Origin of the sequence: Tritonibacter mobilis (assembly GCF_001681715.1) — a bacterium.
Lineage (GTDB): Bacteria > Pseudomonadota > Alphaproteobacteria > Rhodobacterales > Rhodobacteraceae > Epibacterium > Epibacterium mobile.
Window position 1 is genome coordinate 143,443 of record NZ_LNWY01000014.1, and the last position, 14,545, is coordinate 157,987.

The following is a 14,545-nucleotide window of genomic DNA, read 5'->3' on the forward strand; positions in this document are numbered from 1 at the left end:
TTACATCCATGAGACAAGATATTGGTTCAAGGGACATTCTGATGCTTTTGACTGTAAAAGGCGTGACCCACCGCCACCCCGGCGGTACCCGGGATGTGCTGAGGGATGTGTCCTTTGAGGTTGCGCGTGGTGAAAGTGTCGCCCTGACGGGAGAGAGTGGATCAGGCAAAAGTACGTTGCTGCATATGCTGGCAGCGCTGGATCACCCCCTGCGTGGGTGCATCGAATTTGGCGGCCAAGACATCACCGCCCTGAGCGACAAGGCCGCATCGCAATTGCGCCGCAGCCACATTGCATTGGTGTTTCAACAATTCAATCTCGTGCCGGCACTCTCGGTGGCCGACAATATCGCCCTTCATGCCAAACTGGGGCAGCGTTTTGATGCAAGTTGGACAGAAGAGGTCACTGCCCGCCTTGGCCTCTCGGAGCTGGTAGGACGCTACCCGGAGCAAATCTCCGGCGGGCAGCAACAACGCGTGGCGATTGCACGCGCACTTGCCTTGCGCCCTGATCTGTTGCTCGCGGATGAGCCGACCGGCAATCTGGATGAAACCGCCAGCGCCGAGGTTCTGCGCCTGATGCTGGATCTGGTTCAGGACACGGGCTGTGCGCTGTTTCTCGTGACCCACTCCGCCGCTATTGCCGCACGCTGCGCCAGCCATCTGCATCTGAGCGGCGGGCAGGTCCGGGTGCAGTCCACATGAAGCACGCGCTGTATTGCTTTCTCAGCCACTGGCGACGCGCCCCGCTGCAATTATTGTTGCTGATCGCGGGCCTCGCCTTGGCCACCGCGCTTTGGTCTGCAGTACAGGCGATCAATTCCGAGGCACGCGCCTCTTACGCCCGCGCTGTTGAGCAGCTTGGCGCGGCGCAATTGACGGCGCTCACCTCTCCCGAAGGGACGATCCCGGTTGAAACCTATGTGCGTTTACGCCGCGCGGGCTGGCAAGTTTCGCCCGTGTTGGAAGGAACATGGCAGGCCGATCAAAACGCGCTCACCCTGCTGGGCGTCGACGCCTTAAGCTACCCCGGCGCGCCTGCGATGTTTCAGGCCGCCAGCGCGCGCGGATTGGATCTGTCCGATGTGTTGACACCTCCGAGATTGATATTCGCCCACCCGACCACCCTGCCCGACCTCATGGCGTTTGAGCGCTCGATCCCATTGCCGCAATTGCCACCACGCGTCGTTCTGGCAGATCTGTCGCTTGCCGAAAGGCTGCTTGATCAGCCTGGGCGGCTCTCGCGTATTTTAATCCTGCCCAATCAACCAAAGGGACTGCCAGACCTCGCCGAGATTGTACCGGAACTGCGGCAATCACAAAATTCGGATGGCGCGCTCGCGGACCCGCAGCGATTGACGCGCAGCTTTCACCTCAATCTCACCGCATTTGGCTTTCTCTCCTTCTGCGTCGGTCTGTTTATCGTGCAAGGCAGTGTCACATTGGGCATCGAGCAGCGCCGGGGAACGATCCGTACCCTGCGTTGTCTCGGCGTTTCAACCGCGACACTGTTACAAGCGCTGTTTCTGGAACTGCTCATCCTCGCGCTGGTTTCAGGTGTGTTGGGTCTGGTGATAGGCTATGCGTTGGCGGCCCTTTTGCTGCCGGACGTCAGCGCCACCTTGCGCGGGCTTTATGGTGCTCCCGTTGAAGGCAGCCTGACCCTGCGCCCCACGTGGGTGATCTCCGGGTTGGTGATGACCTCGCTGGGCACCGGGGCCGCCGGGGCGCAGGCGTTTGTTGCCATGCGCAGGATGGCGAACGCGCTCTCCCGTTCCCCGGTTGCAAGCGCGCGCATGACTTGGCGCAGTCAACGGATCTTTCTCGGCGCCTCAGCTGTGTTGATCGCTGCCGGTTATCTTGCCCTGAAACTGGTGCCCGGGCTGATCGGAGGTTTTGCTTTTCTCGGCGGCACCCTCCTCGGTGCGGCTCTCCTGTTGCCCCCGATCCTGTTTGCAATGTCCAGCGCCTTGCTGGGAGTGTTGCGCGCGCCCCTCTGGCGCTGGCTGGTGGCCGACAGCCGACTGCAACTGCCGGGTATATCCCTATCGCTGATGGCGCTTCTTCTCGCGGTCGCCACCAATATCGGCGTTGGCACAATGGTGTCGAGCTTCCGCCTGACGTTTCTTGACTGGATCGAACAGCGCCTGCCTGCGGATGCTTATGTCGAGGTCACATCTGCGACAACGGCCAATCAGATCATGGAGTGGGCGATGCAAAACGATGCGCGTGCGCTGCCACAATACCGCATCGACAGCCGTACGGACTCGGCCCCCCTGCGCATCTACGGCATCGTAGATGATCCGCTCTACCGTACGCATTGGCCACTGCTTGAGGCGGAGGCGCGGGTATGGGACCGGATTTACGATGAGGGCGCGGTTTTGATCAGCGAGCAGCTTGCACGTCGTGAGGGTCTGCAGACCGGGGATCAGATCGCCCTCACGCCAGACTGGACCACCCAGATTGCCGGGATCTACCCGGACTATGGCAATCCAGATGGTCAGGCCGTTGTGGCGCTCTCGACCTTACAGGCCCGGGCCTCCGGCATCACCGTGTCACGGGTCGGAGTGGTCGCGCCTCCGGGTGTCTCCACCGCGGATCTGATGCAACGACTGCGGCAAGATCTGAACCTCACCAGTGACAAAGTGGTCGAGGCTGAGATGATCCAACGGGCTTCTGTAGCAATCTTTGATCGCACATTTGTTGTCACAGGCGCACTCAACATCCTGACGCTGGGGGTTGCAGGGTTTGCCCTCCTCACGAGCTTTCTCAGCCAATGGAGCAAGCGGCTGCCGCATCTTGCCCCGGTCTGGGCCATGGGCATCACCCGACCACAATTGGCCAGGCTCGAACTGATGCGCAGCCTGGCCTTCGCGGTGGTGACATTTGTGCTGGCCCTCCCCCTCGGGTTGCTTCTGGCTTGGGCACTTCTGGCCGTCATCAATGTGGAAGCCTTTGGCTGGCGCTTGCCGATGTATCTCTTCCCGATGGAATGGGGGCGCTTGTTTGCAATGACGCTGATTGTGGCGGCGCTGGCAAGTCTGCTGCCCGCGTTGCGTCTGATGCGGATGTCACCTGCCACCTTGCTTGGAGTATTTGCCAGTGATCGCTAACCTCCTGCACCCCGGTAAAATAATAGCAATCACAACGCTCGCATTGGCACCGCTTGGCGCGTGGGCACAGGGGTTTGCCAATCTTGGCAGCACGGCTGAGGATTTTACCGCGCCCCGGCCCGGTGTTGATCTAATCTTTCCCAACGATCACGCGGCACACCCGGATTACCGGATCGAATGGTGGTACCTGACCGCGAACCTCAAGACCGCAGCAGGCGAAGATCTCGGCATTCAGTGGACCTTATTTCGCTCGGCTCTTGCCCCCAGCGAGGTCGATGGCTGGCAAAGCCCGCAAATCTGGATGGGTCATGCCGCAGTAACCACCAAATCCGATCACCGGTTTTCTGAGCGTATCGGTCGGGGCGGCACCGGTCAGGCAGGCATCAGCGCCGCGCCGTTTTCGGCGTGGATCGACGATTGGGAGATAACTTCTTCAGATGCAACGCTTGATGAGCTTACCGTCAAAGCGCGCGGTCAGTCGTTTTCCTACAACCTCCACCTTCGCACCGATGCCCCACTGATCTTGCACGGTGATGCGGGCTATTCCGTGAAATCCGCAGATGGTCAGGCCAGTTACTACTATGCGCAACCTGCCTATGAGGTGAGTGGAACCATCACCCTGCCCCAAGGCCCCGTCGCGGTCACTGGAGCCGCTTGGCTGGACCGCGAATGGTCGAGCCAGCCTCTTGCAGAGGATCAGGACGGCTGGGACTGGTTTTCGCTTCGTTTAGATGATGGCGCCAAACTGATGGGGTTTGTTTTGCGCGGGGAACGGGGCGATTTCACCTCTGGCACATGGATCACCCCAGACGGCACCGCCCAACCGCTTGCACCCGGCGCGTTTAACGCCGCGCCTCGCGCATGGTCGCAGGTCGAGGGGCGGCAAGTCCCGACCTCGTGGCAGGTCTCCTTGCCAGAACGCGATCTAAACATCACCGTGGATGCGCTGAACCCGCAGGCATGGATGGGGGTCAGCTTTCCGTATTGGGAGGGGCCGGTGCAGGTGTCGGGCAGCCACAGCGGCGTTGGATATCTGGAAATGACCGGCTACTGAGCGTCCCGGTCCAGCAAACCAGTGGAGCGATAATACGCACGCGCTGCGCGGTGGATCGGAGCGGTTTGACCGTTTTCCACCATGGCGGTGGCCTCCAGCCGGGAAAAGGCCGGATGCGCACGGCGCAGGGTATCAAGATCAGAAAACACCGCGCGCACAAGCTCTTGCACCACCTTCAAGCGCTGCTGACGGGTGGTGACCAATGTTGCTGCAAAGCCAAAGGAATTTACCGGCATCGGATTGCCGCGATAGAGATTTGCTGGGATCTGAGCGAACTCAAAATACTTGTTTTCAGCAATCATGGCGCGAATTTCCGGCTCATCCAACGGCACCAGTACGGAATCGCAAGCGGTTGTGGCCTCCTCCACGGATGCCGCCGGGTGACCAACCGCAAACACCATTGCGTCAAAGGTTCCTGAGCAAAGCGCTGCGGACTGTTCTGCTGCGGATAATTCGTGAACCTCAGAGAAACTCTCCATTGTCCAACCAAGCGATGCCATCAATGCAAGCATCGTTGCCCGCTGGCCCGAGCCGGGATTGCCAATATTCACCCGCATTCCGCGCAGATCAGAAAAGCTCGCGATCCCGGAATCTGCGCGCGCGACCACGGTAAAGACTTCTTCGTGCAGCGAAAAAACGGCGCGCAGATCGGAAAACGGAATGCCGCGTGACAGCTGTGAAGTGCCCTCATAGGCCTTGGCTTGCCAGTCGGATTGCACCAGAGCAAAATCAACCCGACCATCGCGCAAATCCTGCAAATTAGAGAGCGACCCCTCGCTGGTATCTGCCGTGCAGCGGATACCGTGGCGCGGCCTGTCTTTGTTCAAAAGGCGGCAAATCGCGTTGCCGAGCGGGTAGTACAGCCCCGAGACTGAACCCGTGCCGATGGTGATGAAATCCTCGGCCCGGGCTCGATCAGCAGATGCGCCATACGCAAACGCTACCGCTGCGAGCAATCCCATTGCCCTGTTGATCACACTCATCCTGCCCCCCCGAACAGATATTTTCGCGCAAACTTTCAAAAGGTCCAAAACCTGTCAAGATCGATAAGCCCGCATATTTAACATCAAACTCGATTGCGACCCAATTCCCAACCGCTACTCGCTTATAGCGCTAACGAGCAACCTAAGCGTGCGTCATAAAAGCGTTATTCAACACCGATAGCTCAGCACCCATGCCGCCGGAATCATTCCTGCAGCCCGCCACGGATGCCCAATCCGGAGGCCGCTTGGGGATTGTAACCGGCGCTGATTGCCGCCTCGCTCTGCCATTCGCTCTTCCTGAATGGTGGCAGCTCTCTGGCATTGAAACAACATATTCAAACTCCGTTCATGGGGTCACAGACTAGGAGATGTCGATGACATTCTGGAAAATTGCAGCGCTGAACGTCGCTGTTATCATTTCGGCCAGCGCAGCATTTGCCGAAACCGAAATCACCCTCTGGCACGCAATGGGCGGCAAGCTCGGCGAGACGGTCAACAAGATCGCCGAAGACTTCAATGCCTCGCAGGATGATTACAAGATCACCCCCGTGTTCAAAGGCTCCTACGAGGAAACCCTGACCGCAGGCATCGCCGCCTTCCGTGCGGGCGAGCAGCCCAACATCATGCAGGTGTTCGACGCTGGCGCTGCCACCGTGATCGGAGCCAAAGGCGCGACCATCCCGGTTCAGGACCTGCTGACCGACAATGGCGTCAACTTCGACATCAATGATTACATCTCCGGCGTGCGTTATTTCTACGCCGATAGCGATGGCAAGATGATCGGCATGCCGTTCAACTCTTCCTCACCGATCATGTACTACAACGTCGATGCACTGGAAAAAGCAGGCGTCACACCGCCAAAAACATGGGAAGAGTTCCAGTCCGTCACCGCACCTGCGCTGAAGGAAGCGGGCTATATCGGCATGAGCCAGTCGCATTTGCCCTGGATCTTCACCGAGAACTTCATGTCCCGCCACAACCTACCGTTCGCGACCAACGACAACGGCTACGATGGCGCAGAAGGCACTCAGATCCTCGTCAACAACGACGCGATCAAGGCGCATTTCACCGCCCTGACCGAATGGAAAGACAGCGGTTTCTTTGAGTGGTACGGCACCGGTTGGGACGACAACCAAAAGCCGTTTGAAGATGGAGATGTTGCGATCTGGCTTGGCTCCTCCGGCTCTTTCGGCGGCCTGATGAGCAAAGACCTCGGCTTTGAATTCTCTGCGACCTACCTGCCGTATTGGGAAGCCGTGACAACCGAACCCAAACAGACCTTCATCGGCGGTGCCTCCCTTTTTGCAATGTCGGGCAAAAGCGCTGAGGAGAACGAAGCCACCGCGAAGTTCTTTGAATTCCTGACCTCTGCGGATGTGCAATACTTCTGGCACAAAGAAACCGGCTATGTGCCGATCACCGAAGCCGCTTATGAGCTCGCCAAAGAAGACGGCCACTATGATCGCTTCCCCGCCGCCGAAGTTGGTATCCAGCAGCTGTCCCTGCCCGGTGGTGACAACACCAAAGGCTACCGCATGGGATTCTACGTTCAGATCCGTGACGTGATGAACCGCGAATACGGCCGCATCCTGACCGGTGAAACCTCGGTCGAGGACGCCTTCAACAACATCGAGAAAGAAGCCAACGACCTGCTGGCCCGCTTTGCCAAGACCCAAGGCTAAGCTCTCTCATATCCGGGGCAATCCGCGTCACGCACGCGGGTTGCCCCATCTTCTTTTGCCGATGGAATACCCCTCATGAAACGTGCCGGATTTACCACCGTCTGGTTGCCCATAGCATTGCTGTTGCCGCAGTTGATGATCATTGCGATCTTCTTCTACTGGCCAGCCGCATGGGCGGTGCAGTCGTCTTTCTACCTTCAGGACCCGTTTGGGTTTGGATCAACCTTTGTCGGGGTCGAAAATTACACCGACCTGATGACAAATACCGAATACGGCAAGGTGGCGCGTTTCACCCTGATCTACACCGCGTTGGTGACATTCTTCTCGCTTTCGATTGCCCTGCTGCTGGCTGTGAAGGCCGACAAGGTCATCAAGGGTGCCAAATCCTACCGCACATTGTTGATGTGGGTTTACGCCATCGCCCCCCCGGTTGCGGGGTTTCTGGGGTTGATGTTCTTCGATCAGCGCAACGGGCCGATGACGGAGATGTTTCAGACGCTGGGCTGGGATTTCCGCCTGGGCGCTGATTACAACTCCACCGCCACCGCGATGGTGATCGTGGCAGTGTGGAAGCAGATCCCGGTCAATTTCATTTTCTTCCTCTCGGGGCTTCAGTCGATCCCGAAATCAGTGCGTGAGGCCGCGTTGATCGACAACCGCTCCGCCTCAGGGCGCTTCTGGGACGTGACCTTTCCCCTGCTCGCGCCGACCGCGTTCTTCCTGCTGATCATCAACATCACCTATGCGCTGTTCGACACCTTCGGGATCATCGACACGCTGGTGCGGTCAGAACCCGGCAACAACCCGGTGACGCTGGTCTACAAGGTCTTTGTCGATGGGTTCCGCGGCAATGATCTGGGCGGGTCCTCCGCACAATCGGTGATCCTCATGGTGCTGGTGCTGCTGCTCACCGTGTTTCAGTTCCGGCTCATCGAGCGCCGGATTCACTACACCTGAGGGGGACGGATCATGACAGATATCACCGAAACACACGTCACAAGCCCCGCACCTTCGCGCTCGACCAAACGCATACGCTGGTCGCAAGTGTTTGATCATACGATCCTGTGCACGGGCGCATTTTTCATGCTGTTTCCCGTGCTTCTGGTGCTGATGACCACCAGCTTCGAGGACGCAGATATCGTGCGCAACGGGCTTCAGTTCGGGTTTGAAGGCCAGATGCTGGAAAACTTTGACGCCGCGATGTTTGAGGCCGCCGGGTTCAGCAAGGCGATCACCGGCACCCGGATGCTGATGAATTCGCTGATCCTCGGTTTTGGCTTTGCGATCGGCAAGATCGTCATTTCCATGATGGCCGCCTACGCCATTGTGTATTTTCGGCTGCGCTTTGCGACTTTTGCCTTCTGGATCATCTTTACCACGCTGCTGCTGCCGCTGGAGGTGCGCATCCTGCCCTCTTACGAGGCGATCCAGAGCCTTGGCCTTGCCAACACTTACAGCGGCCTCATCATCCCGCTGATCGCCTCTGCGACGGGTACGTTCTTCTTCCGTCAGTTCTTCCGCTCGATCCCCGAAGAGCTGGTCGAGGCCGCACGCATTGATGGCGCTGGGCCGATCAAGTTTTTCATCGACATTCTGGTGCCGCTAAGCCGCACCATGATCGCGGCGATCTTCATCATCATGTTTGTCTATGGCTGGAACCAATACCTCTGGCCCACCTTGATCACCACCGATGAGGGCATGTTCACCCTCGTGCGCGGCATCAAGCAGATCGTGCAGGTGCTGAGCCAGACCGGCGCGATGATCCCCGAATACGGCAAGGCGCTGGCGCTCTCTCTGATCGCCATGATCCCGCCTGTCCTCATCGTCATTTTCTTCCAGAGCTGGTTCGTCAAGGGCCTGACGGAATCCGATAAATAAGGAACTGAACCTATGGCACAGGTAACACTGGACCGTGTCCGCAAGACCTATCCCAATGGCTTTGAAGCCGTGCAGCCCTGCTCTGTTAAGATCCCCGATGGTGAACTGGTGGTGCTGGTCGGCCCCTCGGGCTGCGGGAAATCCACTTTGTTGCGCATGATCGCAGGGCTTGAGGACATCACCGATGGGGCGCTCTCGATTGGCACGGATGTGGTCAACGACAAGGACCCGGCAGACCGCAACATCGCGATGGTTTTTCAGAACTACGCGCTCTATCCCCATATGAGTGTTGCAAAAAACATGGGCTACGGGCTGAAGAACCGCGGTGCCTCCAAAGCCGAGATCGACGCCAAGGTGCAGGAAGCCGCCCGTATTCTGAACCTCGGCGACTATCTTGACCGTCGCCCGAGCCAGCTGTCGGGCGGACAGCGGCAGCGCGTCGCCATGGGGCGCGCCATCGTGCGCGATCCGGAGCTGTTCCTGTTTGATGAGCCGCTGTCGAATTTGGACGCCAAGCTGCGCAACCAGATGCGGATCGAAATCCGGGCGTTGCAGCAACGCCTTGGCGTGACCTCGGTCTATGTCACGCATGATCAGGTTGAGGCCATGACAATGGCCGACCGCATTATCGTCCTGAACGCCGGGCGCGTGGAGCAGATCGGCACCCCAACCGAGATTTATGAGTACCCTGCCTCTACCTTTGTGGCAGGTTTTATGGGTGCGCCTCCTATGAACCTCCTGACCGCTCAGATCTTTGAGGGCGCTTTAAAATTGAATGAGGACACCGTTCTTCCGATCACGGCTCCCGCAGGAATGGGCCATAAGGTACTGGTGGGGTTGCGGCCAGAGGATGTACGCCTCGGTGGCGATGGCTCTGTTCTGTTCAACGTCGAAATTGTCGAAGAGCTTGGAGCCAATCGCCTGCTGCACGGCAAACTCGGTGGCCAGGATTTCTCGCTGAGTGTGGGCAAGGACGAAGCGGCAAGAACCGGCGTGCAGCCGATTACCCTGCCAGTTGCGCGCGTGCATTTCTTCGACCCGGATCGCGGCACGCGTATCTAGAAATACGGGGGCGTTTATGCCCCCGCCGCATCAAACCCGTCTCACGCCTTGCCTCGCGTTTCAGAACCTATAGACTCGCGTCATGACGGTTGCGCAGATCATAGCCTTCGCGCTGGGGATCAGCACGGTTGGTCTTATCCTTTATGGGCTGAGCTATTACCTCATGTCTGATGATGACGAGGACTGATCAGCCGCACCTGCGCCGGGCGTCCACCGGATGCCAGACACAATAGTCAAAACGCATGGCATGCCCTCAGTTTCCCAAGGGCATGCCATTTTTCTTTGGTATTAACCGCCTGACACCAAGCGCATAGTGCGTGTCGACGCGGCATCATGGCTGATGTGGAAGCTCGCGACGGCCTGCTGGATCAGGTTTGCCTCATTCAATACTTCCGTGGTGGTGCGCGTCGTGTCATGCACCATGCTGGTGTTTTGCTGCGAGTTTTCATCCAGACCGGTCAGCGCAACGGAGACCTCGCTCAAGCGGGTAGATTGCTGCTCGGCCTCATCGGCAACCGCATCGACAAGGCTCGAAATATTCCGAATTTCGGACCCGATCTGGGTGATCGCTTCACCAGCTTGTTGGGCAAGTTTGCTGCCTTCCATGATCTGATTGCCACTGGTTTTGATCAGCTCGCTAATCTGAGCAGCAGAAGACGACGTCCGCTGCGCCAGCGCCCGCACTTCGTTGGCCACCACGGCAAAGCCACGTCCAGCCTCGCTTGCTCTGGCCGCCTCGACGCCTGCGTTCAACGCCAAGAGGTTGGTCTGGAACGCAATATCGTCAATCAGATCAGAGATCTTCGCGATCTCAGCCGAGGAGGACTCGATACCAGTCATCGCGTTGATCACCTCTTGGAAGAAGTCCTTCGCCCGATCCGCGCCCTCGCGGGCAGAGGTGGTGGCAATCCGCGCCTCATTGGAGCGATCCGCCGCGATGCGCACCGAATTGGACAGCTCCATACTGGCAGCGGTGGTCTCTTCCAAAGCCGCCGCATTGGATTCCGAGCGCAAGGCGACCTGATCAATGGCCTCGTTCAACTGCTGACATTGGCGCGTCAACGCATCCGCGCCGCTGCGCGCCCGCGACACAATCTGAACCAGCGATGCTCGTGCAGCCTCAGTGTGGGCCAGCACTTCGCCAAACCGACCTTCCAGATTGGACGAGAACTCATGCGTCAGATCCCCTGCCGCAACTTTCTCGAGCGCAAAGGCAATCTCATCAAACGACGCGTCAAGCTGCTCCATCAAACCGTTCACCGCACCCGCGATTTCCTGGCTTTGTGCATCCTCCATTTCAATCTCAGCGCGGCGCGAAAAGTCGCCTTGCTGAGCGTGCAGAGCAATGTCCAAAACAGATTTACTCAGTTCGCGATTGGCTTGTGAGCTGTGGATCGATTTCTCCAGATTGCGCGCAAGGATGCCGTATTCATCGTGACGCTTCGCACCGGGTACATCCTCAATGGTTTCGCCACCTGCAAACCGCTCCAGAACTCTGGTCAACTGCTGCAGGGGGCGCAGCATAATCCAGAAAATGACCCACGCGGAACAGGCCGCAACGGCGATCATCACAATCGACGCAATGCGCGCCAGAACGGCCAGACGGTGATACTCTGACGTCAACGCGGCCAGCTGTTTGTCAAAGCGGACCTCAACCGCATTCAGGAACTTGTTCACCGGAACCATGATATCGGCCTTAAAGGCGTGATATTCCTTGGAATGCAGCAGGTCCCGCGCGAGTTTCATGTCCGGTTCGCCCTTGACGGTATAGGCGCCGGAGGCATCCGGGTAGAGACCTTTTACAGCGTTCATCGCCTGAACTTCCAGATTTACAAGCCCGTCAGAATTGGCCTGCGCTTCAACCAGATAGTCGAATTCCTCTTCGGTAAACCCGGCTTCTCGCATCAGATCCTGTAGCGGCCGCGTCACACCACTGCCGCCGGGCACCTCGCGATCTGCGGCGACGAAATCCCAATAAATCTGATGATAGTTCGCGGGCCGTTCTTTATCACCGTTACGGATGGCCAGAATGTCCAGATACTGCGCCTCGTAGGACGCGTCCCCGGTGACGACATAGGTTCGGGCAAGGCGAGTCAGATCATCGCTGGATTGTCGCAATTCGTCAGCAAGCAGATAGGATGTGTAGCGGCTCTTGCCTGCGGCGGTTACTTGCTTGCCTGTGTTTTCCAACCACAGGTTGGTGAGGGCGACAAAGAGTGCAGAAACAAGACCGCAGAGCGTTAATGTGACCCCAAGGACACGTATTCTATGGTTCTTCAGCATGTAAGGTTTCCTGGGCAGATTTACTCATTACAAGCCCAAACTATACACCTATTTTATTTTGAATAACTTAACTTGCCCCGGGTATAAGCATATCCACCTGACCAATAGGATAGGCACATAAGGCGGCGTGCCCTCGCCCCGCAACCTCTCGTTATACGCGGATCAATTTTGAATTCCGTAAAACTCCATTGCTCCTGAGGTCGCTATCAGATCGAGTTCGGATTTACAGCAGCGCGATACGAGGACCCGCACCGATGCGGCAGGCAACTTCGCATGCCCGCCGCAAGACCCGAGCTACCCAACTGATTTAATCAATGCCCAAATAGGCTTTGGCGTTTCCAGACATGATCAGCTCGGGCGCGTCTGAGATGCACAGTTCAGGGTTTTGGAAGTCCGGGTGCTCGAAAAACTCCAGAAACACATTAAGGAAAGACCGGGTCTCCCCGATCATCTGCGGCATGGACCAATCCGTTCCAAAGATAAGTTTCGTTTTGATCGCATGACCACCACGCAAAGCTGGATCTTCTTGTTTGAAGACAGATCTCAACCGTTTAAGGATCTTATCACGCCCCGCCGATTTCAGCAGCGGGATCAGGTAACCAAGTCCCATATAGACATTCCGGTAGGTCCTGCACATGAGCAAGCCACGATAAGCCATTGTCTTTGGCCAGTCTTCCTCTTCGGCCAACCAACCTCCGAAATCCACATTTGTCGCTCCGCCACCGTGGCCAAGGCACAGGCGCAGGTCTGTCGCTGCGTACTCCTCCATCGCCGAAGCCCAGAAAGCGGGGTGACAGTTCACGCCAAAGCCCTCTCTGGCTTCAAAGCCTAAAGGCGTGCAATGGGTGAAGAGCCCGAGGTCATTTTCGGAAAAATACCTGATGATATCGGCCATAGCGCGTTCGGTTTCTGGTTCATTTTTGACCTTAATCTGCTTTACGTATTCGCGATACTCGGGCGCTGGTGAGAGCTCTATTGGAGCAAAGATTGGATCTTCGGAATCGTGCAAGCGGCTGATCGGTCGAAATCCCATTGGCGGGTAGATCTTGAAATGTGTGACACCAAGATTCTGCGCGTGGCGCACGTTGGTTTTCCAGCCATGACCACGAAACGGGTCCACCGTTCCAAATGGGATAATCACCCCATCCGTCTCCTTCGAAAGGGACACGGTGCGGGCAACCTGAGTGCTGGCGCTGAAATAGGGCTTTTTCGGGCTCCCATCTATGACGCGCTCATAAGCGCGCCGCATATCCGGCAGGAGTGAAATCAAATGCTCAGGATCATATCCGTCCGCCGGTTTATTCCGCGCGTAGTCGCGTTGCAGAGCCCGATATCTATTGCGTTCTGACAGAAACATACTGAGGAAGAAGATCAGCATTTTAAGGAGCGTTCCGGCCTGCTGCGCTGGAAAGGCCTTGTTGCCAAACCCATCGAGATCCGCATCCGCGCTATGGGGGTCATGACCATGATCATGGCCCTCAAAGTAGCCATTCCCCTCGGCATGATGCGCCGCGTCCAAAAACGCAGGCATTAATATCTCGTCCAATTGCTCCAGAAGTTCAGATGGCTCATCTGACGTATCATCTGGCTCGGAACTTTTCTGAATCAACAAGTTGGATGATAGAGTGAAGGTGTTCTTCTCATTGACGTATTGGCCGTAGAGATCCTCAAGCGCCAGCATCATGTCTTGCAGATTTTCCGCATGGCTTTGGTCGTCAAGGCTGCTTTTCGCAGACTTGCGCATCGCCTTTTCAAGACGCTTTAAGATTGTCCGATGAATGCGCCCGACCGTTCCGTCCTCGAGCGCAGCAATGACGTCGTCCTGATTGTCATCACTTTGCGGGCCGTACTCAAAGCGGCTCTTTCCGACCAACGGCACAAGGAGCACCGTGAGGGCGCGCGCCGTAAGACGAGGCACGCCCCAAGATCGCAGTATCCCGTGCAATGGCAGATATCGACCATTGAACAGATGTGTATGGATGTCGATGAAAGGAATTTGTCGGGTCATGAGTTCCCCCTGAAAACTGAAAATCCATAAATGCAGTGCGCACCGAGCCAAACGATTGGGTCGCGCGCCAAGCCTATGACGGTTCCAACTCACATGCCAAGTTTTATATCTATCCTGTCCGTGCAGCGCGTTTTTGCTTCGGCCTGTCGGGGGTGGACCGCCTCATCTTTCGGGTCCAACGGAAACGGCTTTCAATGGCTTCGGCAATTGGCCGAGCGCCGAAATATTGAGCAACTGTTATGAACACACAGCCCAGAGCAACAGCGCACAAGAGCGACGCGAGTGAAAAAACACTGAAAGAGGCCGGGTGAGATACACTACACAAAGAAAAACCGCCGATCTTTCGACCGGCGGTTTTCTCAAGCGAAAGCAATGCTTTGCGATGGTACCCAAGGCCGGACTCGAACCGGCACGCTGTCACCAGCGGGGGATTTTGAACCCTATCGAAACTATTTAGATTCAACAATTTAGGGAAAAGAACTC

At 57.2% G+C, this 14,545-nt stretch carries 10 protein-coding genes and 1 tRNA gene; 7 read left to right on the forward strand and 4 right to left on the reverse strand.

Features of this window, described 5'->3' with window-relative positions:
- Positions 1–41 precede the first annotated feature (41 nt).
- Genes UB90_RS14225 through UB90_RS14235 form a run of 3 tightly spaced genes read left to right on the forward strand, consistent with a single transcriptional unit; the run spans position 42 to position 4,166 of the window.
- Positions 42–704, forward strand: coding sequence for an ABC transporter ATP-binding protein (locus tag UB90_RS14225; RefSeq protein WP_065324020.1), 663 nt, complete (start codon positions 42–44; stop codon positions 702–704).
- A complete protein-coding gene (locus UB90_RS14230; protein ID WP_065324019.1) occupies positions 701–3,112 on the forward strand; it encodes an ABC transporter permease in 2,412 nt (803 codons plus the stop codon). The genes UB90_RS14225 and UB90_RS14230 overlap by 4 nt, the downstream gene beginning before the upstream one ends.
- Positions 3,102–4,166 carry a lipocalin-like domain-containing protein gene (locus UB90_RS14235; protein WP_065324018.1) on the forward strand — a complete coding sequence of 355 codons (1,065 nt, stop codon included), beginning with the start codon at positions 3,102–3,104 and terminating at the stop codon, positions 4,164–4,166. The genes UB90_RS14230 and UB90_RS14235 overlap by 11 nt, the downstream gene beginning before the upstream one ends.
- Here UB90_RS14235 and UB90_RS14240 read toward each other — a convergent pair.
- The gene (locus tag UB90_RS14240) at positions 4,160–5,149 is read right to left on the reverse strand and encodes a TAXI family TRAP transporter solute-binding subunit (protein ID WP_081285586.1); all 990 of its coding nucleotides are present in this window, start codon (positions 5,147–5,149) and stop codon (positions 4,160–4,162) included. The two genes, UB90_RS14235 and UB90_RS14240, sit on opposite strands and share 7 nt — an antisense overlap.
- A 374-nt stretch (positions 5,150–5,523) precedes the next feature.
- On the opposite strand from UB90_RS14240, the gene UB90_RS14245 reads away from it, so the two are divergent.
- The 4 genes from UB90_RS14245 (at position 5,524) to ugpC (ending at position 9,771) form a co-directional block, all read left to right on the forward strand.
- Positions 5,524–6,831 carry an extracellular solute-binding protein gene (locus UB90_RS14245; RefSeq protein WP_065324017.1) on the forward strand — a complete coding sequence of 436 codons (1,308 nt, stop codon included), beginning with the start codon at positions 5,524–5,526 and terminating at the stop codon, positions 6,829–6,831.
- Positions 6,832–6,906: 75 nt separating this feature from the next.
- On the forward strand, positions 6,907–7,788 hold the full coding sequence (locus UB90_RS14250) for an ABC transporter permease subunit (RefSeq protein ID WP_065324016.1): 882 nt from the start codon (positions 6,907–6,909) through the stop codon (positions 7,786–7,788).
- Between the two features lie 12 nt (positions 7,789–7,800).
- The gene (locus UB90_RS14255; RefSeq protein ID WP_065324015.1) at positions 7,801–8,709 is read left to right on the forward strand and encodes an ABC transporter permease subunit; all 909 of its coding nucleotides are present in this window, start codon (positions 7,801–7,803) and stop codon (positions 8,707–8,709) included.
- 12 nt (positions 8,710–8,721) lie between these two features.
- Positions 8,722–9,771, forward strand: a complete 1,050-nt coding sequence (gene ugpC / locus UB90_RS14260) for a sn-glycerol-3-phosphate ABC transporter ATP-binding protein UgpC (RefSeq protein ID WP_065324014.1) — start codon at positions 8,722–8,724, stop codon at positions 9,769–9,771.
- A 288-nt stretch (positions 9,772–10,059) separates the two neighbouring features.
- Here the strand turns inward: ugpC and UB90_RS14265 are convergent, their stop codons facing one another.
- The 3 genes from UB90_RS14265 to UB90_RS22830 form a co-directional block, all read right to left on the reverse strand.
- The gene (locus UB90_RS14265; protein ID WP_065324013.1) at positions 10,060–12,054 is read right to left on the reverse strand and encodes a methyl-accepting chemotaxis protein; all 1,995 of its coding nucleotides are present in this window, start codon (positions 12,052–12,054) and stop codon (positions 10,060–10,062) included.
- A gap of 307 nt (positions 12,055–12,361) precedes the next feature.
- Positions 12,362–14,155 carry an amidohydrolase family protein gene (locus tag UB90_RS14270; RefSeq protein ID WP_131818794.1) on the reverse strand — a complete coding sequence of 598 codons (1,794 nt, stop codon included), beginning with the start codon at positions 14,153–14,155 and terminating at the stop codon, positions 12,362–12,364.
- 290 nt (positions 14,156–14,445) lie between these two features.
- A tRNA-Thr gene (locus tag UB90_RS22830) sits at positions 14,446–14,521 on the reverse strand.
- Between the last annotated feature and the right edge of the window lie 24 nt (positions 14,522–14,545).

Coding starts and splice junctions, on each gene's coding strand:
- UB90_RS14225 (WP_065324020.1), top strand. CDS start 42: ATGCTTTTGACTGTAAAAGGCGTGACCCACCGCCACCCCGGCGGTACC.
- UB90_RS14230 (WP_065324019.1), top strand. CDS start 701: ATGAAGCACGCGCTGTATTGCTTTCTCAGCCACTGGCGACGCGCCCCG.
- UB90_RS14240 (WP_081285586.1), bottom strand. CDS start 5,149: ATGAGTGTGATCAACAGGGCAATGGGATTGCTCGCAGCGGTAGCGTTT.
- UB90_RS14245 (WP_065324017.1), top strand. CDS start 5,524: ATGACATTCTGGAAAATTGCAGCGCTGAACGTCGCTGTTATCATTTCG.
- UB90_RS14250 (WP_065324016.1), top strand. CDS start 6,907: ATGAAACGTGCCGGATTTACCACCGTCTGGTTGCCCATAGCATTGCTG.
- UB90_RS14255 (WP_065324015.1), top strand. CDS start 7,801: ATGACAGATATCACCGAAACACACGTCACAAGCCCCGCACCTTCGCGC.
- ugpC (WP_065324014.1), top strand. CDS start 8,722: ATGGCACAGGTAACACTGGACCGTGTCCGCAAGACCTATCCCAATGGC.
- UB90_RS14265 (WP_065324013.1), bottom strand. CDS start 12,054: ATGCTGAAGAACCATAGAATACGTGTCCTTGGGGTCACATTAACGCTC.